The 21,655-nt window shown below is 71.9% G+C and carries 19 protein-coding genes; 13 read left to right on the top strand and 6 right to left on the bottom strand.

Annotation, left to right across the window (positions count from 1 at the left end; genetic code table 11):
* Positions 1–9: 9 nt before the first annotated feature.
* Complete coding sequence (gene radA, locus ACIRF9_RS44275) at positions 10–1,419, bottom strand: DNA repair protein RadA (RefSeq protein ID WP_403834833.1); 1,410 nt, start codon at positions 1,417–1,419, stop codon at positions 10–12.
* A 238-nt stretch (positions 1,420–1,657) separates the two neighbouring features.
* Here radA and ACIRF9_RS44270 point away from each other — a divergent pair, with 238 nt between their 5' ends.
* Positions 1,658–3,442, top strand: coding sequence for a hypothetical protein (locus ACIRF9_RS44270; RefSeq protein WP_403834830.1), 1,785 nt, complete (start codon positions 1,658–1,660; stop codon positions 3,440–3,442).
* Positions 3,443–3,483: 41 nt separating this feature from the next.
* Here ACIRF9_RS44270 and ACIRF9_RS44265 read toward each other — a convergent pair whose 3' ends face one another.
* Positions 3,484–4,332, bottom strand: a complete 849-nt coding sequence (locus ACIRF9_RS44265) for a hypothetical protein (RefSeq protein WP_403834827.1) — start codon at positions 4,330–4,332, stop codon at positions 3,484–3,486.
* Positions 4,333–4,403: 71 nt separating this feature from the next.
* Between ACIRF9_RS44265 and ACIRF9_RS44260 the strand changes: the two genes are divergently transcribed.
* The 4 genes from ACIRF9_RS44260 to ilvD all read left to right on the top strand — a co-directional run bounded on the left by ACIRF9_RS44260 (position 4,404) and on the right by ilvD (position 8,991).
* A complete protein-coding gene (locus ACIRF9_RS44260) occupies positions 4,404–5,345 on the top strand; it encodes a Ppx/GppA family phosphatase (RefSeq protein ID WP_403834824.1) in 942 nt (313 codons plus the stop codon).
* Between the two features lie 174 nt (positions 5,346–5,519).
* A complete protein-coding gene (locus ACIRF9_RS44255) occupies positions 5,520–6,344 on the top strand; it encodes a sugar phosphate isomerase/epimerase family protein (RefSeq protein WP_403834821.1) in 825 nt (274 codons plus the stop codon).
* Positions 6,341–7,006 (top strand): TetR family transcriptional regulator, encoded by a 666-nt coding sequence (locus ACIRF9_RS44250; RefSeq protein ID WP_403834818.1) that lies wholly within the window; start codon positions 6,341–6,343, stop codon positions 7,004–7,006. Before ACIRF9_RS44255 ends, ACIRF9_RS44250 begins: the two co-directional genes overlap by 4 nt.
* 131 nt (positions 7,007–7,137) lie before the next feature.
* Positions 7,138–8,991 (top strand): dihydroxy-acid dehydratase, encoded by a 1,854-nt coding sequence (gene ilvD, locus ACIRF9_RS44245; protein ID WP_403834815.1) that lies wholly within the window; start codon positions 7,138–7,140, stop codon positions 8,989–8,991.
* A gap of 93 nt (positions 8,992–9,084) precedes the next feature.
* On the opposite strand, the gene ACIRF9_RS44240 is transcribed toward ilvD, so the two are convergent.
* The gene (locus ACIRF9_RS44240; RefSeq protein WP_403834812.1) at positions 9,085–11,238 is read right to left on the bottom strand and encodes a serine/threonine-protein kinase; all 2,154 of its coding nucleotides are present in this window, start codon (positions 11,236–11,238) and stop codon (positions 9,085–9,087) included.
* A 177-nt stretch (positions 11,239–11,415) separates the two neighbouring features.
* Between ACIRF9_RS44240 and ACIRF9_RS44235 the strand changes: the two genes are divergently transcribed.
* The 4 genes from ACIRF9_RS44235 to ACIRF9_RS44220 are packed head-to-tail and all read left to right on the top strand — an operon-like array spanning position 11,416 to position 13,688.
* Entirely contained in the window at positions 11,416–11,736 is a 321-nt protein-coding gene (locus ACIRF9_RS44235) for an SH3 domain-containing protein (RefSeq protein ID WP_403834809.1), read from the top strand.
* A gap of 53 nt (positions 11,737–11,789) precedes the next feature.
* Positions 11,790–12,353 carry an EamA/RhaT family transporter gene (locus ACIRF9_RS44230; protein ID WP_403834806.1) on the top strand — a complete coding sequence of 188 codons (564 nt, stop codon included), beginning with the start codon at positions 11,790–11,792 and terminating at the stop codon, positions 12,351–12,353.
* 31 nt (positions 12,354–12,384) lie between these two features.
* Positions 12,385–12,873, top strand: coding sequence for an META domain-containing protein (locus tag ACIRF9_RS44225; protein ID WP_403834803.1), 489 nt, complete (start codon positions 12,385–12,387; stop codon positions 12,871–12,873).
* A 26-nt stretch (positions 12,874–12,899) separates the two neighbouring features.
* Positions 12,900–13,688, top strand: a complete 789-nt coding sequence (locus ACIRF9_RS44220; protein WP_403834800.1) for a class I SAM-dependent methyltransferase — start codon at positions 12,900–12,902, stop codon at positions 13,686–13,688.
* Positions 13,689–13,908: 220 nt separating this feature from the next.
* Here ACIRF9_RS44220 and ACIRF9_RS44215 read toward each other — a convergent pair whose 3' ends face one another.
* A complete protein-coding gene (locus ACIRF9_RS44215) occupies positions 13,909–15,366 on the bottom strand; it encodes a SulP family inorganic anion transporter (protein WP_403834797.1) in 1,458 nt (485 codons plus the stop codon).
* Between the two features lie 314 nt (positions 15,367–15,680).
* On the opposite strand from ACIRF9_RS44215, the gene ACIRF9_RS44210 reads away from it, so the two are divergent.
* The 3 genes from ACIRF9_RS44210 (at position 15,681) to proC (ending at position 18,278) form a co-directional block, all read left to right on the top strand.
* Complete coding sequence (locus ACIRF9_RS44210; protein ID WP_403834795.1) at positions 15,681–16,493, top strand: ABC transporter ATP-binding protein; 813 nt, start codon at positions 15,681–15,683, stop codon at positions 16,491–16,493.
* The gene (locus ACIRF9_RS44205; protein ID WP_403834792.1) at positions 16,490–17,263 is read left to right on the top strand and encodes an ABC transporter permease; all 774 of its coding nucleotides are present in this window, start codon (positions 16,490–16,492) and stop codon (positions 17,261–17,263) included. Before ACIRF9_RS44210 ends, ACIRF9_RS44205 begins: the two co-directional genes overlap by 4 nt.
* A 202-nt stretch (positions 17,264–17,465) precedes the next feature.
* The gene (gene proC / locus ACIRF9_RS44200) at positions 17,466–18,278 is read left to right on the top strand and encodes a pyrroline-5-carboxylate reductase (RefSeq protein ID WP_403834790.1); all 813 of its coding nucleotides are present in this window, start codon (positions 17,466–17,468) and stop codon (positions 18,276–18,278) included.
* 32 nt (positions 18,279–18,310) lie between these two features.
* Here the strand turns inward: proC and ACIRF9_RS44195 are convergent, their stop codons facing one another.
* On the bottom strand, positions 18,311–18,898 hold the full coding sequence (locus ACIRF9_RS44195; RefSeq protein ID WP_403834787.1) for a cysteine hydrolase family protein: 588 nt from the start codon (positions 18,896–18,898) through the stop codon (positions 18,311–18,313).
* 75 nt (positions 18,899–18,973) lie between these two features.
* Between ACIRF9_RS44195 and ACIRF9_RS44190 the strand changes: the two genes are divergently transcribed.
* The gene (locus ACIRF9_RS44190) at positions 18,974–19,996 is read left to right on the top strand and encodes a GlxA family transcriptional regulator (RefSeq protein WP_403834784.1); all 1,023 of its coding nucleotides are present in this window, start codon (positions 18,974–18,976) and stop codon (positions 19,994–19,996) included.
* Here the strand turns inward: ACIRF9_RS44190 and trpS are convergent.
* Complete coding sequence (gene trpS / locus ACIRF9_RS44185; protein WP_403834781.1) at positions 19,918–20,961, bottom strand: tryptophan--tRNA ligase; 1,044 nt, start codon at positions 20,959–20,961, stop codon at positions 19,918–19,920. The genes ACIRF9_RS44190 and trpS overlap by 79 nt on opposite strands.
* Between the last annotated feature and the right edge of the window lie 694 nt (positions 20,962–21,655).

The raw sequence follows: 21,655 nt of genomic DNA, 5'->3' as shown, positions 1-21,655 counted from the left end.
GGGCAAAGTCTACCGGCGGTCCTCCGCCTCCCGTGGGGCCTCTCGGCGACGGGACCGCGGCAGGACCCGCAGCGCGTCCCCCATGTCCGCGACTTCGAGGACCTTCATACCGGGCGGGATCTTGCCGGGATCGCCCGGTACGAGCGCGTGCGTGAAGCCCAGACGGTGGGCCTCGGCAAGCCTGCGCTGGACGCCCGTGACCCGTCTGACCTCGCCCGCGAGACCCACCTCGCCGATCGCGACGAGGTTCTGCGGCAGGGGGGTGTCACTCGCGGCGGAGGCGAGCGCGAGGGCGATCGCCAGGTCCGCCGCGGGCTCCGAGAGCTTCACACCGCCGACCGTCGCCGAGTAGATGTCCCGCTTGCCGAGCGCGCTGATGCGGCCGCGCTGCTCCAGTACCGCGAGCATCATCGACACACGGGACGTCTCCAGGCCGGAGGTGGTGCGGCGGGGCGAGGGGATCTGCGAGTCGACGGTGAGGGCCTGGACTTCGGCGACCAGGGGGCGGCGGCCCTCCAGGGTGACCGTCAGACAGGTACCGGGAACCGGTTCGTCACGACGGGTCAGGAAAAGTCCGCTTGGGTCGGCAAGTCCGACAATGCCCTCGTCGTGCAGTTCGAAGCAGCCGACCTCGTCCGTGGCGCCGTAGCGGTTCTTCACACCGCGCACCAGGCGCAGGCGCGCGTGCCGGTCGCCCTCGAAGTGCAGGACGACGTCCACCAGGTGCTCCAGGAGGCGGGGGCCGGCGATCGCGCCGTCCTTGGTGACATGGCCCACCAGCAGGGTGGACATGCCGCGCTCCTTGGAGGCGCGGATCAGGGCCCCGGCGACCTCGCGCACCTGGGCCATGCCGCCCGGCGCCCCGTCGATCTCGGGGGAGGCCACCGTCTGCACCGAGTCGAGGATCAGCAACGACGGCTTCACCGCGTCCAAGTGTCCGAGGACGGCGGCCAGATCGGTCTCGGCCGCCAGATAGAGATGGTCGTCGATGGCGCCGATCCGGTCGGCGCGCAGCCGGACCTGGCTCGCCGACTCCTCGCCCGTCACATACAGCGTGCGGTGTTCGTCACTCGCCGACTTGGCCGCCACGTCCAGCAGCAGGGTCGACTTGCCGACGCCGGGCTCGCCCGCGAGCAGCACGACCGCGCCGGGGACCAGACCGCCGCCGAGGACGCGGTCCAGCTCGGGCACACCGGTGGTGCGGGCCGTGGCCTGTCGGCCGTCGACCTGGCCGATGGGCACGGCGGAGGTGGTGACGCGCCCCGGCGTCGTCGTACGGACCGCGGGCGCGCCGTACTCCTCGACCGTGCCCCAGGCCTGACACTCGGGGCAGCGGCCGAGCCACTTGGCCGTCTGCCAGCCGCATTCCGTGCAGCGGTAGGACGGGCGGTCCTTGGTGGTCTTGGTACGGGCAGCCATGGGGAAACCGTAACCGCCGCCACCGACAGCCGGGTGGGCCTGTGGACAACCGGCGTGATCGGCCCGCGGGACAGCTGGGGAGAATCCGGACACCCCCTGTGATCCGGCCACCGCCCGTCACGAACGAGCCACGGAACCCCCCGTTCCTGTCCCCTATTGAGGGATCGTTTCACCCGTACGGATTAAAAGGACTCAAGGGACAAGAAGAGCCCGTTCCGGGCCGCCTACGGTCGCACGGGTGATGAGCAGCAGCCCGGAAATCTCGACCCGCACGACCGGCGCACACCGGGCGCACCGGGAGGCGCGCGACCGCGCCGCGGGGCGCACGCTCGCCCAACGGCCGCCCGCGCGCTACGAGCCGTATCTGGACGGACTGTTCACCTACTGCCTGTCCGCGCTGTGCGACCACGACGCGGCCACCGCCGCTCTCGGGGACGTCCTCGCCCTCGCCGAGCGGCGCGGGCAGCGCATCCCGGACGCCGCCGGGGAGCGCAGGGCCTGGCTGTACGCGCTGGCCCGCTGGGCGTGCCTGCGCAAGCTGGCCGAGGCCAAGCAGAAACGTCAGGGCACCCACGCGGCGGGGCGCACCGCGGCCCACCGGCAGCCCGGCACCCATCGGCGGTCCGGCACCGACTCCGGCGCACAGCCGGGCGAGAGCCCCTCCGCCCCCGACGGCCTCCAGGAGCAGCGGCGGCGCGAACTCGCCCTGCTGGCCTGGCCGGAGGCCGCCGGCACCACGCCGGAGCAGCGCGAGGCGCTCGAACTCGCCGTACGCCACCACCTCGCCGCCCACGAGGTCGCCGCCGTGCTCGGCATGGACCACGCCACCGCCCGCGAGCTGCTCGCCTCGGCCGCCTGCGAGGTCGAGCGCACCCGCGCGGCCCTCGCCGTCGTGGAGACCGGCGGCTGCCCCGGTGTGGCCCGTCTCACCGGCGACCACCAGCTGGTCCTCAGCGCCACCCTGCGCCGCGAACTCGTCCGGCACGTCGACGACTGTCCCCGCTGCCGCAGGGCCGCCGAGCGCGCCGCCCCCGGCCGCTGGCCCGGCGCCGGGGTCACCCCCGCCGAGCTGCCCGTCCTGGAAGCGCCCCGCGCCGCCCTGCACGTCGCCATGACGCACCTCCCGCGCGCGCGGGGCGCCGCCGTACCGCGCTTCGACCGGCGCGGCTTCCCGATGGACCCCAAGGACCACGCGGCCCGCCGCGACCGCCTACGCGCGCGTGCCGTCACGACCACGGTCGTCGCCACCGTCGTGGCGGCCCCCGTGCTCGCCCTGTGGGCGGCCTACCGGGGCACCCCCACCGCGGACGGCGCCGACGGCCGCTCCGCCAGCGCCAGCGAGGCGCAGGACCCCGGAAGCCTGGACGGCGAGGCGGCGAACGGCTACGAGAACGCGGGAAACGCCAGCACCAGACCCGGCACCGGCTTCGGCAAGGGCCCCAGGCCGGACGTCTCCGTGGAGGTCGTCAGCGTCTCGGGGCTCGGCACGAAGACCGCCGGCCTCCTCACCGTCACCGCCACCACCAGCGGCGACACCACCCTCATCACCCTGACCGCCGACCGGGACGCCGACGGACCCGTCCGCTGGTCCGCCTCCACCGGAGCCTCCTGGCTCTACCTGAGCCGCTCCACCGGCACCCTGCGGCCCGGCGAGTCGATGACCGTCAAGGTGCACGTCGACCAGCTGCGCGAACCGTCCGGCCACTGGCACGCGCGCGTCGCCGTCGCCCCGGCGGGCACCGTGGTCTCCATCGACGGCTACGGCACCGCGGCCGGCCCGGGCACCGGCACGGGCGAGGGCACCGGACCCGGTACCGGCCCGGGCAGACCCACCGATCCGCCCCCGCCGTCCTCCGATCCGGACCCGGATCCTCCTGTTCCGCCCTCCCCGGACCCCACCCCGACGAATCCGCCGCCCTCGACCGACCCGCAGCCCACGCCCAGCGGCTCCCCGTCCGCCCCCGAGGGCTCGACACCGCCGCCGGAGGACGACGGCGACCCGGGCCCGGCCGGCGGCTCCTAGTGCCCCAGCAGGCAACGTTTGCCCCTCGGGCTCGGGGCGACTCAGGCGACGGGATCCGCCGGATGCGGTGCCAGCAACGGAAGCTGCGAGGCCAGACGTTCCTCGCACAGCTCGACGAGACGGTCGTAGCCGGCCTTGCCCATCAGCTCGGTCAGCTCCGCCCGGTAGGACACGTACACCGGCTCGCCCGCGCCGTGCGCCGAGGTCGCCGACGTGCACCACCAGTGCAGGTCGTGGCCGCCCGGACCCCAGCCGCGGCGGTCGTACTCGCCGATCGACACCTGCAGCACGCGCGTGTCGTCGGGCCGGTCGATCCAGTCGTACGTCCGCCGCACCGGCAGCTGCCAGCAGACGTCCGGCTTGGTCTCCAGGGGCTCGCGGCCCTCCTTCAGCGCCAGGATGTGCAGCGAGCAGCCCGCGCCGCCGGCGAAGCCGGGACGGTTCTGGAAGATGCACGAGCCGTTGAACGGGCGGGTCTGGCGGTCGCCGTCCTCGTCCTCCGAGACCCAGCCGCCGCGCAGGCCCTCGTCATGGTGCTGCCAGATGTCGGGCGTGAGCCTCGCCACATGCTCGGCGACCCGCTTCTCGTCGTCCTCGTCGGAGAAGTGGGCACCCAGCGTGCAGCACCCGTCGTCCGCGCGGCCCGCCTGGATGCCCTGGCAACCGCTGCCGAAGATGCAGTTCCAGCGAGAGGTCAGCCATGTCAGATCGCACCGGAAGACCTGCTCGTCGTCCGCCGGATCCGGGAACTCCACCCAAGCGCGCGCGAAGTCGAGGCCCTTCTCATCCGCTGCCAGGGCCTTCTTCGACTTCATGGACGCCGTCACCGGCTTCGCCCGCGAAGAACCGCCCGTTGATTTGTCGGTCTTCGCCTTGTTCGTCTTTGGCACCCGTCCAGGGTAAGTCGCCGGAGACCGCTTCGGGGACGGCCCACGGCCTCACTGGCAGTAGCGTTCCCTACATGAGACTCGGTGTCCTCGACGTGGGATCGAACACGGTGCATCTGCTGGTGGTGGATGCACACCCCGGCGCGCGCCCGCTGCCCGCGCACTCGCACAAGGCGGAACTGCGCCTGGCCCAACTCCTCGACCCGGCCGGGGCGATCGGCCCCGAGGGCGTCGACAAACTGATCGCCGTCGTCCACGAGGCCCTCCAGGCCGCCGAGGACAAGGGCGTCGAGGACCTGCTGCCGTTCGCGACCTCCGCCGTGCGCGAGGCCACCAACGCCGACGACGTCCTCGCGCGCGTGCAGGCCGAGACCGGCGTCGAGCTCCAGGTCCTCACCGGCGCCGAGGAGGCCCGGCTCACCTTCCTCGCCGCCCGACGCTGGTTCGGCTGGTCGGCGGGGAAGCTGCTGGTCCTGGACATCGGCGGCGGCTCCCTGGAGATCGCCTACGGCATCGACGAGGAGCCCGACGCGGCCGCCTCCCTGCCGCTCGGCGCCGGCCGCCTCACCGCGGGCTGGCTGCCCGGCGACCCGCCCGACGCCGAGGACATAAGGTCCCTGCGCCGCCATGTCCGCGCGCAGATCGCCCGGACGGTCGGCGAGTTCAGCCGCTTCGGCGCCCCCGACCACGTCGTCGCCACCTCCAAGACCTTCCGGCAGCTCGCCCGCATCGCCGGCGCCGCCCGCTCCACCGAGGGCCTCTACGTCCAGCGCGAACTCAAGCGCGAGTCCCTGGAGGCCTGGGTGCCCCGCCTGGCGGGCATGACGTACGCCCAGCGCTCGGAACTCCCCGGCGTCTCGGAAGGCCGGGCGAACCAGCTCCTGGCGGGCGCCCTGGTGGCGGAGGGCGCGATGGACCTGTTCGGCGTGGAGTGCGTGGAGATCTGCCCGTGGGCGCTCCGGGAAGGCGTCATCCTGCGGCGCCTGGATCACATGGGATCGGAACAGCCGGCCTAGGGGGGGCGGGGCCGTGCCCGATATGCGGCTCCGCCGCGGGGCGTGAACGACCACGACGGCGCCGCACCCGCCCATGGCGAACACCACTACGGCGCCGCACCCGCCTATGGCGAACACCACAACGGCTATCGGGCGCCCGGCCCCCACAACGCCGCACCCCGTAATCTGTCCCCCATGGCAGAGCCAGTCGTACGGATCCCGGATGCGAAGGTCGCCCTGTCGACGGCGTCCGTGTACCCGGAGTCGACGGCGACGGCCTTCGAGATCGCCGCGCGCCTCGGCTACGACGGCGTCGAGGTCATGGTCTGGAACGACCCCGTCAGCCAGGACATAGAAGCCCTGCGCAGGCTGAGCGACTACCACGGCATCCCGATCCTGGCCGTGCACGCCCCCTGTCTGCTCATCACCCAGCGGGTCTGGTCCACCGACCCCTGGGTGAAACTGCAGCGGGCGCGCGCCGCGGCGGAGAAACTCGGTGCGACCACCGTCGTCGTCCACCCGCCGTTCCGCTGGCAGCGCCAGTACGCGCGGGACTTCGTCCAGGGGATCTGGCGGATGGCCAACGAGACGGACGTACGCTTCGCCGTCGAGAACATGTACCCGTGGCGCTACCGCGACCGCGAGATGCTCGCGTACGCCCCCGACTGGGACGTCACGAAGGACGACTACCGGCACTTCACGATCGACCTCAGCCACGCCTCCACCGCCCGCACGGACGCGCTGCAGATGGTCGACCGCATGGGGGACCGCCTCGGCCACGTCCACCTCGCCGACGGAAACGGTTCGGCCAAGGACGAGCACCTCGTCCCCGGCCGCGGCTCCCAGCCCTGCGCCGAGCTGCTGGAGCGGCTCGCGCTGAGCGGCTTCGACGGCCATGTCGTCATCGAGGTCAACACACGGCGTGCCATGTCCGGTGCCGAGCGTGAGGCCGACCTGGCGGAGGCCCTGGCCTTCACCCGGCTCCACCTGGCCTCGGCGCTGAAGGTGCCCCGCCCGTGACCGACGCCGACGGGACCCCCGGGCGCCGCGGCCGCCCCCCGCGTACGGAAGCGGCCGACACCGGCGAGACCGCCCGCAGGCGCGGCCGCCCCCCTCGTACCGAAGCGGCCGACACCCGCGACCGGATCCTGGCCGCCGCCCGGGAGGAGTTCTCGCAGCGGGGCTACGACAAGACGTCCGTGCGGGGCATCGCGAAGGCGGCCGGGGTCGACTCGGCGCTCGTCCACCACTACTTCGGCACCAAGGAACAGGTCTTCGAGGCGGCCGTCGAGGTCGCCGTCGCGCCCGCGCTCACCGCACCGGAGGCGATCGCCGAGGGCCCGCTGGACAGCGTGGGGGAGCGGATGGCCCGCTTCGTCTTCGGCGTCTGGGAGAACCCCGCCACCCGTACGCCCCTGCTCGCGATCCTGCGCTCGGCCGTGAACAACGAGACCGCGGCCGCCGTCTTCCGGCGCCTGGTCGCCTCCCAGCTGCTGCGCCGGATCGCCGCCCAGGTCGACCTGCCGGACGCCGAACTGCGCGCCGAGCTGGCGGCGGCGCAGCTGGTCGGGTGCGCGATGCTGCGGTACGTGATCAAGGTGGAGCCGCTGGCGTCGGCGGACGTCGAGCAGATCATCGCGCGCGTGGCACCGGTCGTACAGGGCCACCTCACGACCCCCTGAAGCGCCGGTGCGGCGAGACACGCATCCCGCATTCCGGACACCTCGTCCCGCCCCCTGGATGACCGGCGTACGCTCAATAGCAGCCCTGTCTGTCTGATAGCAGCCCTAGCAGTCTCAAGGAGCGAGCGACGATGCCCGAGCTGAGGTCCCGCACAGTCACCCACGGCCGCAACATGGCGGGCGCCCGCGCCCTTATGCGCGCCTCCGGTGTACCCGGTGCGGACATCGGCCGGAAGCCGATCATCGCGGTGGCCAACAGCTTCACCGAGTTCGTGCCCGGTCACACGCATCTCCAGCCGGTCGGCCGGATCGTCAGCGAGGCGATCACCGAGGCCGGCGGCATCCCGCGCGAGTTCAACACGATCGCCGTCGACGACGGCATCGCCATGGGCCACGGCGGCATGCTGTACTCCCTGCCCTCGCGCGACCTGATCGCCGACTCGGTCGAGTACATGGTCGAGGCGCACTGCGCCGACGCCCTGGTCTGCATCTCCAACTGCGACAAGATCACCCCGGGCATGCTCATGGCCGCCCTGCGGCTGAACATCCCGACGGTCTTCGTCTCCGGCGGCCCCATGGAGTCCGGCCGTGCCACGCTCGTCGACGGCACGGTCCGCACGCTCGACCTGGTCGACGCGATCTCCGACGCCGTGAACGACAAGATCTCGGACGAGGACATCCTCCGCATCGAGGAGAACGCCTGTCCGACCTGCGGCTCCTGTTCCGGCATGTTCACCGCCAACTCGATGAACTGCCTGACCGAGGCCATCGGCCTCTCCCTCCCCGGCAACGGCTCGGTCCTGGCCACCCACACCGCGCGCAAGCAGCTGTACGTCGACGCCGCGCGCACGGTCATGGACATCACCCGCCGCTACTACGAGCAGGACGACGAGACGGTCCTGCCGCTCAACATCGCGACCTTCGCCGCGTTCGAGAACGCCATGGCGCTGGACATCGCGATGGGCGGCTCCACGAACACGATCCTGCACCTGCTGGCGGCCGCCCAGGAGGCGGGCGTCCCGTTCGGCCTGGAGGAGATCGACGCGGTCTCGCGTCGCGTCCCCTGCCTGGCGAAGGTGGCGCCCAACGTCGCCAAGAACCGCACGTACTACATGGAGGACGTGCACCGCGCCGGCGGCATCCCCGCCCTCCTCGGCGAGCTGCACCGCGCCGGCCTGCTCAACGAGGACGTCAACTCCGTCCACAGCCCGTCCCTGGCGGACTGGCTGAAGACCTGGGACGTCCGCGGCGGCTCCCCGTCCGCCGAGGCCGTGGAGCTGTGGCACGCGGCGCCGGGCTGCGTCCGCTCCGCCGAGGCCTTCTCCCAGTCCGAGCGCTGGGAGGCCCTCGACGACGACGCCGAGGGCGGCTGCATCCGCTCCGCCGAGCACGCCTACTCCAAGGACGGCGGCCTCGCGGTCCTGCGCGGCAACCTCGCCGTCGACGGCTGTGTGGTCAAGACGGCCGGCGTCGACGAGTCGATCTGGACCTTCGAGGGCCCGGCGGTCGTCTGCGAGTCGCAGGAGGAGGCCGTCGAGAAGATCCTCAACAAGCAGGTCACCCACGGTGACGTCGTCGTCATCCGCTACGAGGGCCCCAAGGGCGGCCCCGGCATGCAGGAGATGCTCTACCCGACGTCCTTCCTCAAGGGCCGCGGCCTGGGCAAGACCTGCGCGCTGATCACCGACGGCCGCTTCTCCGGCGGCACCTCCGGCCTGTCCATCGGCCACGCGTCCCCCGAGGCGGCCTCCGGCGGCACGATCGCCCTCGTCCAGGACGGCGACCGCATCCGCATCGACATCCCGAACCGCTCGATCGAGTTGCTCGTCGACGACGCGGAACTCGCGCGCCGTGAGCAGTCGTTGAACGGGACGTACGTCCCGTCGAACCGCGAGCGCAAGGTCTCCGCCGCCCTGCGGGCCTACGCCGCCATGGCGACGAGCGCCGACAAGGGCGCGGTGCGGGACGTGTCCAAGCTGGGCTGACCCCCCCGGCCGGGCGGATCCACAACCCGCCCCGGTCGATCCACACCCTGTGCACAAAGGGGCCGCCTCCTCCGGGGGCGGCCCCTTCGCGTCCTACCAGTCCGCCGGATCCCGCCCGTCCACGCCGAACACGGTTCCGTCGGGCGCGCCGGCGTAGACCCGGCCGTCGACCGGCACCGGACGCGGCAGCGTGCTCGTCACCCGGTCGGAGTTCGTGCCGAGGCGCGGCTTCGTCTGCCCGAGGAGCCGGCCCGTGCGGGCGTCCACGCCGAGCAGCCGCCCGTCCGCCGCGGTGACGTACACGTGCCCGTCGGCGTACACCGGATCCGAACCGTGGTACACGGCCGTCTCCAGGCTCCACAGCCGCTTCCCGGCCGCCGTGTCGATCGCCTCCAGCGCTCCGCCGGTGGACATCAGGTAGACGACGTCGCCGTGCACACCGGCCGTGGGCGCCGACCGCGGCAGGGGCAGCGCCACCCGGCGCGTCGACCGGGAGGCGGGGTCGTAGCGCACCACGGCGTCGGCGTCCCCGGACGCGAGGTCGGTGGAGAGGAAGAACACCGTCCCGTCGTGGCTGCCGACCGCCCGCAGCGTGCCCTGCAGCCGCGCGTGCCAGCTCACCTTCCCCGAGTCCGGGTCCACCGCGGTGACCTGGGTCGTCCCGGAGTCCGTGGCGGTCGTCGCGTAGGCCAGCGGATCCCCTGGGAAGGACTCGAAGTACGGCACACCCTGGACGGCGGAGAACCCGTGTCTCCACGTCGTCCGGCCCGACGCCCCGTCCACGGCGGTGACGGTCCCGTCGGTGGCGCTGAACAGGAGGGTGCCGCCCGCCGTGTGCAGCCCGGTGTGCGCGGGCGTGTCCCGCCGCCAGCTCACCTTCCCGGTGCCCGGGTCGAGCGCCGCCAGCTTCCGGCCCTGCTCCGACGAAGGCTGGACGAGTTCCCCCGCCAGCACCGGCGGCCCGCCGGGCAGCCCCTCGGCCACGGAGTGCTTCCACACCAGGTCCCCGTCGGACGGGTCGAGCGCGAAGACCACCCCGGACTGGGCGCAGAGCAGCTTTCCGGCCCCGTACGAACACTGCGGGACGCTCTGCTCGCCGGACACCGAACCGGCCTCCCACGCGTCGAACGCGGCCGTCGTGGTCCGGGGGTTCGTCACCCCCGGCCCCGGCGCGTCGCCCGGCAACTGCGCCGCCGCGAACGCCCCGCCGACGAGGAGCCCCAGCGTCCCCGCCGCCACGGCCACCCGCCGCCCCCGCGGCTTGCGCCGAGGCCGCTCGGGCACCTCGGGCTGCTCGGACCGCTGAGCGGGCTTCCCGGCCGCCACGGAGGGCTTGGCGGGCTGGGCCGAAGCGGCGGAACCACGCCCCTCGCCAGCCTCCGCCCGCGGCTCCGGTATGAACGTCTGCGTGTCGTACGAGGCCGCCACCGACCGCAGTTCCCGCATGAGCTCGTCCGGCGTCGGCCGGTCCTCGGGCTCCTTGGCGAGACAGCGCACCACCAGCGGCGCGAGGTTCTCCGGTACGCCGGTCAGGTCCGGCTCGTCGTGCACGACCTGGTAGGCGACGACGTAGGGGCTGTCGGAGTCGAACGGCCCGCGGCCCGTCGCCGCGTGCACCATCACCGAGCCCAGCGCGAAGATGTCGGCGGCCGGCCCGACCTCCCGCGGCCGCCGGAACTGCTCCGGCGCCATGAACGGCGGCGTCCCGATCAACTTGCCGGTCTCGGTCCGCAGTTCGCTGTCCTTCGGCCGGGAGATCCCGAAGTCGATGACTTTCGGCCCGTCCTCCGCGAGCAGGACGTTGCTGGGCTTCAGATCCCGGTGCACGACCCCCACCCGGTGGATGTCGCGCAGCGCCTCCGCGAGCCCGGCCATCAGCCGCCGCAACTCGCCCGAACTCAGCGGCCCGCTCCGCTTCACCTGCTCGGCGAGCGTCGAGCCGGGAATGAACAGCGTGGCCATCCAGGGCCGTTCGGCCTCCGGGTCGGCGTCCACGACGGGCGCGGTGAACGCACCGCTGACCCTCCGCGCGGCCGCTACCTCCTGCCGAAAACGCCCCCGGAACTCGGGATCCCGCGCGAACTCGGCGTGGACGACCTTCACCGCGACCTTCATCCCGGACGTGCTCCGGGCGAGGTGGACCACGCCCATGCCACCCGAACCGAGACGCGACTCCAGCCGGTAGTGACCGGCGTACTCCGGAAGTTCCGCTTCCGCGCCCGCCCCGGTGTTGCGCTGTGGCGTCATGGACCACCCCCGTGTTCTCCGCGCGCGCGACGCACGGAGCCTAGTCGATGACTTCGACGGGACAGAGGCGGCTTGCTAGCCTCCGTGTGCGAATCACGTACATGTGTTTCATGGCGTGTTTTAGGGGAATGAACGTGACCCCATGGCACTCATGGGGACCAACGGGGGAGGTTTTTCATGTCTGTTGACCGCGTCGAAGAGGCCGGGAGCAGCGCCGCGTCGGAGGCCGTCGCCGCGGCCGTGGCGGCCGTCACGTACTACCCGGTCGCCCCGGGCGTCCGGCTGAACGTCCGCAGCGGCCCGGGTACGGGCTACAGCGTCGTGCGCGTCCTGCCCGAGGGGTCCAAGGTCCCGATCTACTGCCAGACCCCGGGCACCTCGATCAGCGGCCCGTACGGCACGTCGAACATCTGGGACAACATCGGCAGCGGAGAGTACGTCTCCGACGCCTACGTCCGCACCGGCAGCGACGGCTACGTCGCCTCGCGCTGCTCCTGACCGCCGGGCAACCCACCCGGAGGCCCGCCGGAGGCCGGCGCCATAATCGTCCCGTGAGCGACGAAAACGGCACCCCGGACACCCCGGCGGGCTCCCGGGACACCGAGGGCACCCCCGACACACAGGGCACCCCCACCGGCCGGCCGGCCATGTCCACCGGCCCGCGCCCCGAGCCTTTGCGCTTCTTCGGCACCACCTGGGTGGACCACGCCGACGGCTACACCGCCCGCCGCGTCGCCGTGGCCGTCGGGGCGTTCGCCGCCACCGTCGTCTCCTGTCTGGTCCTGCGCTTCGCCTACCAGGGCCTGGCGATCGCCGACATCGGCAGCTTCGTGACCCTGCTGGTCGTGATCATGTTCGCGATCTGCAGTGCGCTCGCCTTCCGCCACACCTGGGACGGCTTCGGCAAGCGCCCCGACCCCGACCGCCAGGCGTCCCTCCGCGGCCTGCTGGCCATCGGCTTCGTCGGCTCCCTCGTCGCCTACTTCTTCCGCGCCCTCACCGAGGCTCCCGGAGAGAAGCTGCACCGCGAGGAGTACGAGGCGGCGCTGAAGCAGCACGACAAGCGCGTCTCCCGCCGCACGGGCAACCCTTCGAAGAAGCGCCGCCGGGGCTGAACGTTCCACCGGCTCCTCGCGTCCCCGTGTCATGAAACGCATCAGCCGGACATACGCCATCGTCGCCACCGCCCTCCTCACCGCCGTCCTCGCCTCGGGCTGCGCCACGGCATCCGCCCCGAGGTCCGCTCCCTCCGAGCCGGGGTCGAGCCCCGCCCCTCTCGTCGGTGTCGTCTGGAAACTCGACAGTGTCTCCGTGGACGGGAAGACCCACTCCGTCCCCGACGACACCGACCCCTGGATGGAGTTCGACGCGGCGAAGGGCATGATCACCGGGCACGACGGCTGCAACCATTTCGAGAGCGATGCCGTGATCGGCACCGGAACGGTGACTCTCGCCGGCGACCTCCTCTCCACCGCGATCGGCTGCTACCCCAGCCCGGACGCCGCCCCCGAGTTCACCGAGAGCTTCCCGCCCCGCTCCGGCTCCCTCCGCGCCGAGACGACCGCCGACACCCTCACCCTGACCGCCGCCGACGGTGTCTCCTACCTCCTCCACGCGGAAAAGCCCACCGCCTGACCGCCCACCCCCGTCACGATGGTCGTATGACGGCCTCACCTGAACCCCGGACCCAGGCTCGAGCCCACTCCTTCAACTCCGCCGCGGCCCAGTACGCCGCCAACCGCCCCTCCTACCCATCCGCCCTCCTCGACGCGATCGAGTCCGTCGCCGGCCGCCCCCTCGCCGGCGCCCGCGTCGCGGACATCGGCGCCGGCACCGGCATAGCCACCGCCCTCCTGCACGCCCGCGGCGCCCACGTCGTCGCCGTCGAACCCGGTGACGGCATGGCGGCGCAGTTCCGCCGCGCCCTCCCCGACGTCCCGCTCGTCCGGGGCGACGGCAACCACCTCCCCCTCGCCACCGCCTCCTTCGACCTCCTCACCTACGCCCAGTCCTGGCACTGGACCGACCCGGCACACTCGGTCCCGGAAGCCCTGCGGGTCCTGCGGCCGGGCGGCGCGCTGGCGCTGTGGTGGAACACCAGCGCCGTGGACGTGCCGTGGATCGACGCCCAGACCGACCGCATGGAGCGGCACTTCGGCACCGACGGGGTGGTGCCGACGAACGGCGACGGCAGCCGCGCCGCCCGCACCGATCCGACCGGCAGGCTCCGCTTCGCCCACCGCACGGTCCGCTGGAGCCGCCGCGTCCCCCTCGAGCTCCATCTGGCCAACATCAGCAGCCACTCGGTCTTCCTCGTCCACGGCGAGGAGAGCGCGGCCGCCTTCCTCGCCGAGGAACGCCGTCACCTCCTCACCACGTTCCCGGACGGCACCGTCGAGGAGACCTACGACGTCGAACTCCTCCTGGCCACGGCCCCCACGCAGCCTTAGGGTGTTGTGAAAGTCCCGCACAGCACCCACGGCGCCCGGCACGCTCCCCCACTCTCGGCTTCGCTCGAGCGGGAGGTACCCCCACCGCCGCACCGGCCAAAGGCCCAAGTAGCTCCGCTACGAGGACCTTCGTCCGGCACTCCCCCAGCCTTCGGCCGGGGGGACCCCCAGGGCACGCACCGGACACCGCGGGCACCGCACGGGACTTTCACAACACCCCCTAGCCGGCCACCACTTCCCCCTGCTGTTCCGCCCGCCGCTCCCGCGCCGCGGCCCATCCCTCCAGGGCCGCCGCGCAGGCGTGGTCCACATGGCGCAGTCCGCCCAGCTCCAGCCGCACCTCCCGGTCGGCCGGCAGCGCGTCCAACGCGTCCAGCAGCTTCGGCAGCCGTAGGAACGTCGCATGGCCCAGCACCCTCACGACGATCCCGGCGTCCCCCCGGTCCTCGGTCTCCACATGCACATGGCTGATCTCCCACGCCGTCTTCGCGACGGCCAGCGCCAGCCCGACCAGCACCCCCTCGAACAGATTCCCCACGACGATCGCCACCGCCGTCACGCCGAGCACGAGGACCTCTCCCCGATGCCCGTGCCACAGCTTCCGCACCTCCCGCACCGGCACGAGCTTGCACCCGGCGTGCACCAGCAGCCCGGCCAGCGCCGCGACCGGGATGACCCCCAGCACCCCCGGCACGACGGCCGTGAACAGCAGCAGCCACACCCCGTGCAGCACCCGCGACGCCTTGGTCCGCGCCCCGGCCCGCACGTTCGCCGCGCTCCGCACGATGACCGCCGTCATCGGCAGCGCGCCCAGTACCCCGCACACGGCGTTCCCCGCGCCCTGCGCCATCAGCTCCCGGTCGTAGTCCGTCCTCCTCCCGTCATGCAGCCGGTCCATCGCGGCCGCGCTGAACAGCGACTCCGCCGACGCGATCAGTGCGAACGCCACGACGGTCCCGGCCACCCCCACTTCCGTGAGCCGCCCGAGATCCGCGGCCTCGGGCACCCGTACGACATCCCACAGCCCCTGCACCTGGACCCGCCGCACCTCCAGGTCGAATGCCCAGGTCACCGCCGACGCCAGCGCCACCGCCACCAACGGCGCCGGAACAAGCCGCGCCCCGCGCCGCCACCGCCCCCACAGCAGCAACACGACCATGGTGGCACCCCCCACTGACAACGCCACCGGATCCACCCGCCCGGGCAACGACACCAGCCCGGCGAGCTTCCCGAGGCCGCCCGGCGGAGCGGCCGCGTCCCCGAGGGCGTACACCTGCCCGGCGACCAGCACCAGCCCGATCCCGGCGAGCATCCCCTGGACGACAGCCACGGACACGGCCCGGAACCACCGTCCGAGCCTGAGCGCGCCCAGCCCGAGCTGCAGCAGCCCGGCCGCGAGGACGATCACACCGAGCGCCTCGAGGCCGTACTCCCGCACGGCCTCGTAGACGAGCACGGTCAGACCCGCCGCCGGCCCGCTCACCTGCAGGCTGCTACCGGGCAGCACACCGGCGACCAGTCCGCCGACGATTCCGGTGACCAGCCCCAGCTCGGCGGGCACACCCGAGGCCATGGCGACGCCCACGCACAGGGGCAGCGCGACCAGGAAGACGACGAGAGAAGCGAACAGATCGGCCTTGCCGACACCACGGACAGCACGGACACCACGGCGCAACACGGGAGCACCTCCGGTAGGGAACGGGAGATGCGTGGGGCGCGCCGCGCCGGGGGAGGGCACGGCGACTGACCTGCGCGGAAACGGCCGAAGCCGCGCCGCGCATGAATTCCATTGTCAGTTATAACGACGGGCCTTGGAAAAGGTTCTTGTGCGCGACCCGTGAACACGGAGGCACGCGAAGCGGAGCCTCCGCCTCCAATCCCACCGCCACGCGCCTGCGCCACCGCGCACACCCCGCTCGCGCATACCCCCTCGCACGTACCTCCCGACCGTGCCCCTTGACGGCCCGACCTCTCGCCGCAATTATTCATCACATGATGAATTCCTTGAACGAGCCGCCCGGCACCCCGGACCCGCCCGGCACACCCCCCGCCGTCAGCGCCCGGGACCTCACCGTGGTCCGCGGCCCGCGCACGGTCCTGCGCTCCCTCGACTTCACCGTCCCGCGCGGCCAGATCACCGGCCTGCTCGGCCCCTCCGGATGCGGCAAGTCCACCCTGATGCGCGCGGTCGTCGGCACCCAGGCCAAGGTCACCGGCACCCTCGACGTCCTCGGCCGACCCGCCGGCCACCCCTCCCTCCGCACCCGCATCGGCTACGTCACCCAGGCCCCCTCGGTCTACGACGACCTGACGATCCGCCAGAACCTCGACTACTTCGCCGCGATCCTCGACCCCGGCCGCGCCGCGGCCGACCGTCGCCACGAGAACGTCACCCGCGCCATCGCCGACGTGGACCTCACCACCCACGCCGACGCCCTCGCCGGCAACCTCTCCGGCGGCCAGCGCAACCGCGTCTCCCTCGCCGTCGCCCTCCTGGGCACCCCGGAACTCCTGGTCCTCGACGAACCGACGGTCGGCCTCGACCCCGTCCTGCGCCGCGACCTGTGGAACCTCTTCCACCACATCGCCGAGACCCGGGGCGCGACCCTCCTGATCTCCTCCCACGTCATGGACGAGGCCGAGCGCTGCCACCGTCTGCTGCTGATGCGCGCGGGCGAGATCCTCGCCGACGGCACCCCCGAGTCCCTGCGCACCCGCACCGGCGCCGACACGGTCGAGGCGGCCTTCCTGCACCTGGTCGACGAGGCGACCGAGGCCGCCCGTGAGAAGGAGACGACCCGATGACCACCGCCACCGCACCCGCCGCCACCCGGGGCCTGAACGCCTCCCGCACCACCGCGACCGCCGCCCGCGTCCTGCGCCAGCTCCGCCACGACCCCCGCACGATCGCGCTGCTACTCCTCATCCCCTGCCTGATGCTGTTCCTGCTGCGCTACGTCTTCGACGGCAGCCCGCGCACCTTCGACAGCATCGGCGCCTCCCTGCTCGGGATCTTCCCGCTGATCACCATGTTCCTGGTGACCTCCATCGCCACCCTGCGCGAACGCACCTCGGGCACCCTCGAACGCCTCCTCGCCATGCCCCTCGGCAAAGGCGACCTGATCGCCGGCTACGCCCTCGCCTTCGGCACCCTCGCCGTCATCCAGTCGGCCCTGGCCACGGCCCTCGCTGTCTGGTTCCTGGACCTGGACGTCACGGGCAGCCCCTGGCTCCTGCTCCTGGTGGCCCTCCTCGACGCCCTGCTCGGCACGGCGCTCGGCCTCTTCGTCTCCGCCTTCGCCGCCTCCGAATTCCAGGCGGTCCAGTTCATGCCGGCGGTGATCTTCCCCCAACTCCTCCTCTGCGGCCTCTTCGCCCCCCGCGACACCATGCACCCCGCCCTGGAGACCCTCTCCGACGTCCTCCCCATGTCCTACGCCGTCGACGGCATGAACGAGGTCCTCCACCACACCGACATGACAGCCACCTTCGTACGAGACGCCCTGATCGTCGGCGGCTGCGCACTCCTGGTCCTGATCCTGGGAGCGGCAACCCTGCGACGCCGGACAGCGTGACCCACACAGCCCGTCCGGCGTTTGAGGACGAGGCCCGTTCAGGGCCGAAGCGGGGGCTGGGGGCGGCAGCCCCCAGGGACGGGACGGGTAGGGGCGGCGGGGGCGAGAGAACCGACGTCCGCCCACCGGACAAGCAACCCGCACCACCCCGTACCGGTGCGAGGATGAAACCGGACGACGCAACCCCCGGAGGGCCCCGCTCATGACCCAGAAAGTCGCAGTCCTCGGCACCGGCAAAATCGGCGAAGCCCTGCTCAGCGGAATGATCCGAGGCGGCTGGCCCCCGGCCGACCTCCTCGTCACCGCCCGCCGCCCCGAACGCGCCGAGGAACTCCGCACCCGCTACGGCGTCACCCCGGTCACCAACGCGGAAGCCGCCAAGACCGCCGACACCCTCATCCTCACGGTCAAGCCGCAGGACATGGGCACCCTCCTCGACGAACTCGCCGGCCACGTCCCCGCCGACCGCCTGGTCATCAGCGGCGCCGCCGGTATCCCGACCGCCTTCTTCGAGGAGCGCCTCGCCCCCGGCACGCCGGTCGTCCGCGTCATGACGAACACCCCCGCCCTCGTCGACGAGGCCATGTCCGTCATCTCCGCCGGCAGCCACGCCACCGCCGACCACCTCGCCCACGCCGAGGAGATCTTCGGCGCCGTCGGCAAGACCCTGCGCGTCCCCGAGAACCAGCAGGACGCCTGCACCGCGCTCTCCGGCTCGGGCCCGGCCTACTTCTTCTACCTGGTCGAGGCCATGACCGACGCCGGCATCCTCCTCGGCCTGCCCCGCGACAAGGCCCACGACCTCATCGTCCAGTCCGCGATCGGCGCCGCGACGATGCTCCGCGACAGCGGCGAACACCCCGTCAAGCTCCGCGAGAACGTCACCTCCCCCGCCGGCACCACCATCAACGCCATCCGCGAACTCGAGAACCACGGCGTACGGGCCGCCCTCATCGCCGCCCTGGAGGCCGCCCGCGACCGCAGCCGCGAACTGGCCTCCGGCAAGAAGGACTGACCCCTCCGAGGACGCGTGGGGCGGTGCGGCGATCACCCGCCGGCCGCCCCCACGATCTCCTTCGTGGTCACCACCCGCGCGAACCCGCCCCCGTGCAGGGACACCGCCGACGCCTGCGCGATCTCCTCCGCGCTCCGCCGCCAGCCGAACGGCCCCTCCAGATCGAACGTGTACGTCGCGTCGTACGCGAACAGCACGTCGTACCCGAGGTTCCCGCCCATCCGCGCCGTCGTCTCCGCGCACATGTTCGTCTGGATCCCCGCCACCACGATCTGCGAGATCCCCTGCGCCGTCAGCCAGGCCCCCAGATCCGGCGTCCCGAGGAAGGCGGAGTTCACCGTCTTCGTGACGAACAGCTCGGCCCCGGCACCCTTCCCCCTCCTCTCCTCCACGTACTCCTTGAACTCGTTCCCCACATACCCCGGCCGCAACGGCGACCGCGGGCCCGTCGAGTCGTGCCGTACGAACACCACCGGCCGCCCCGTCGACTGCCATACGTCGATGAGCGCCGCGATGTTCCCATCGGCCCCCGGGTTGTTCCTGGCCCCCCAGTAGTCGACCTCCTCGAAGCCCTTCTGCACGTCCACGACCACCAGCGCTGCGTTCTCTGCGATGTCCATGCCCTCGATCGTGCCGCCGGACCACCCGCATCCCCAGAGGTACAAAAGTCAGCGATCGATGGTTTACTGCCAAGTATGGAGCACGAGAACGTGTACCGCGTGGCCCTCGTCGCCTTCCCCGGCGTCCGCGCCTTCGACGTCTCCGTCATCACCGAGGTCTGGGGCACCGACCGCACCGACCGCGACGCCCCCGCCTTCGACCTGCGACGCGTCGCCATCGACACCACCACCCCCATCCCCATGCGCGGCGGACTCGCCCTCCACCCCGACCGCACCCTGGCCTGGCTCACCCGCGCCGACCTGATCGTCGTCCCCGGCCTCGACGACCACCTCACGCCCGCACCCACCCCCGTCCTCGACGCACTCCGCCGCGCCCACGCCCGCGGCACCCCCCTCGCCGCCCTCTGCGGCGGAGCCTTCACCCTCGCCCAGGCCGGCCTCCTCGACGGCCGCCGCGCGATCACGCACTGGAACCTCGTCGCCCTCCTACGCGCCCATCACCCCCACGTCACCGTCGTCCCCGACGCCCTGTTCATCGAGGACGACAACATCTGGACCGCTGCGGGAACCGCAGCCGGCATCGACCTGTGCCTCCACCTGGTCCGCCGCTCCCACGGTGCCGAAGCAGCCGCCACCATCGCCCGCTCGATGGTCACCGCCCCCTTCCGCACCGGCACGCAGGCACAGTTCATCGAGCACCCCACCACGCCCGCGGACCGCGACGCCGACACGCTCGCCGCCGTACGCGAACACGCCCTGCGCCACCTGCACGAACCACTCACCGTCGCCGACCTGGCGGCTCACGCGGGTATGTCCCCCCGCAGCTTCGCCCGCCACTTCACAGCCGCCACCGGCACCACCCCCCTCAGCTGGCTCCTCGACCAGCGCATCGCCGCAGCCCAGAAACTCCTCGAACGCACCGACCTCCCCATGCCCGAGGTCGCTCGCCGCGCCGGCTTCGGCAGCGAGGTCACGATGCGCCAGCACTTCGCATCGCGCCTCGCCACCAGCCCACGCGCCTACCGAGCCGCGTTCAGCACCCCACCCGAGACTGCCGCCGCCTCGGGCACCGGCGGCAGCAACCCGATCGCGCGATAGGCGGCGTCCACTACCGGACGCGCCATCTCCCGTGCCTTGTTCGCCCCATCGCGCAGCACCCCCTCCACATACGCGGGATCCGCGCACAACTCCTTGTGCCGGGCCTGCACCGGCCTGAGCACCTCGACCACAGCCTCCGCCGTGGCCTTCTTCAAAGAGCCGTACGACTCATGAACGGCCGCGAGCTCCTCGGGGTTCCCACCCGTACAAGCGGCGAGGATCTCCAGCAGATTCGCGACCCCCGGCCGCCCCTCCCGGTCGTACACGACGTCCCGCCCGCTGTCGGTGACGGCCCGCATGATCTTCTTCCGCACCACATCCGGCTCGTCGAGCAGATAGACGATCCCCGGCCCGGAGTCATCGCTCTTCCCCATCTTCGAACCCGGGTCCAGCAGATTCATCACCCGCGCGGCCACCGCCGGAAGCGTCGCCTTCGGCACCACGAACGTGTGCCCGTACCGCTGGTTGAACCGCACCGCCAGATCCCGCGTCAGCTCGACGTGCTGCGTCTGATCGTCCCCCACCGGCACCTCATCGGTCCCGTACGCCAGGATGTCCGCCGCCATCAGCACCGGATACGTCAGCAGCGAAAGCCGAACACTCCCGCCACGCTCCCGCTCCCGCGCGGCCTTCTCCTTGTACTGGATCATCCGCCGCATCTCACCGTCGGTGGCCACACACTCCAGCACATACGACAGCCGCGCATGCTCGTCGACATGGCTCTGGACGAACAGGGTGCACAACTGTGGATCCAGCCCCGTCGCCAGCAGCAGCGTCGCCGCCTGCCGGCTCAGCCGACGCACCCGCGCCGGATCGTGGTCCACGGTCAGCGCGTGCAGATCGACGACACAGAACAACGCGTCCGAGCGGTGCTGGTCGACCTCGACCCACTGCCGCATGGCCCCCAGATAGTTCCCCAACGTCAGATGCCCGGTCGGCTTGATCCCGCTGAAGACCCGCGTCATCTCCACTCCTTCTCCTGGTCGAGGCCACCGTCCCGGCGGGCCGACCCTCAGGAGTTCCGGAGGGAGATACGAGAACGGCCGCCGAGGCGGCGGCCGTTGAACGCATACGTGAGTACGGCCGCCGTCAGGCGGCCCACCACAGTTGGGTGCACGTACGCGAAGTCATGAGCCCCAGCGTACGCCTCCAGGGGCGCCACGGGACGTGGGTTGACACACCCCGGCCCGATACGTAGTGTTCTCCGAGTTGTCCGACGTGAGCGCCGACTCCGGTCGGTCCCCGGGCAACCATTCCGCAAGTACCAACAACTTCTCGGCGAGCAGTAGTTCCGTCTGCCGTCGCGTCATTGGCATGCGTATTCGCGAAATGAGGAATCCGCGTTCGAAAGGACGCAGCCCCCGATTGGCTTCGGGAGCCGGGAATCCGCTAAAGTCTCACTCGTCGGAACGGCCCGAGAGCCGCGAAGACAACCCCCTCTGACTGGGAATCAGACGCCGAAAGGATCTGATAGAGTCGGAATCGCCGGAAAGGGAAACGCGAGAGCGGGAACCTGGAAAGCACCGAGGAAATCGGATCGAGAAAAGATCTGATAGAGTCGGAGACGCAAGACCGAAGGGAAGCGCCCGGAGGAAAGCCTGAGAGAGTCTCTCGGGTGAGTACAAAGGAAGCGTCCGTTCCTTGAGAACTCAACAGCGT

This window comes from Streptomyces sp. NPDC096132 (assembly GCF_044763345.1).
Lineage (GTDB): Bacteria > Actinomycetota > Actinomycetes > Streptomycetales > Streptomycetaceae > Streptomyces.
This window is presented reverse-complemented; position numbering and strand designations above follow the sequence as displayed.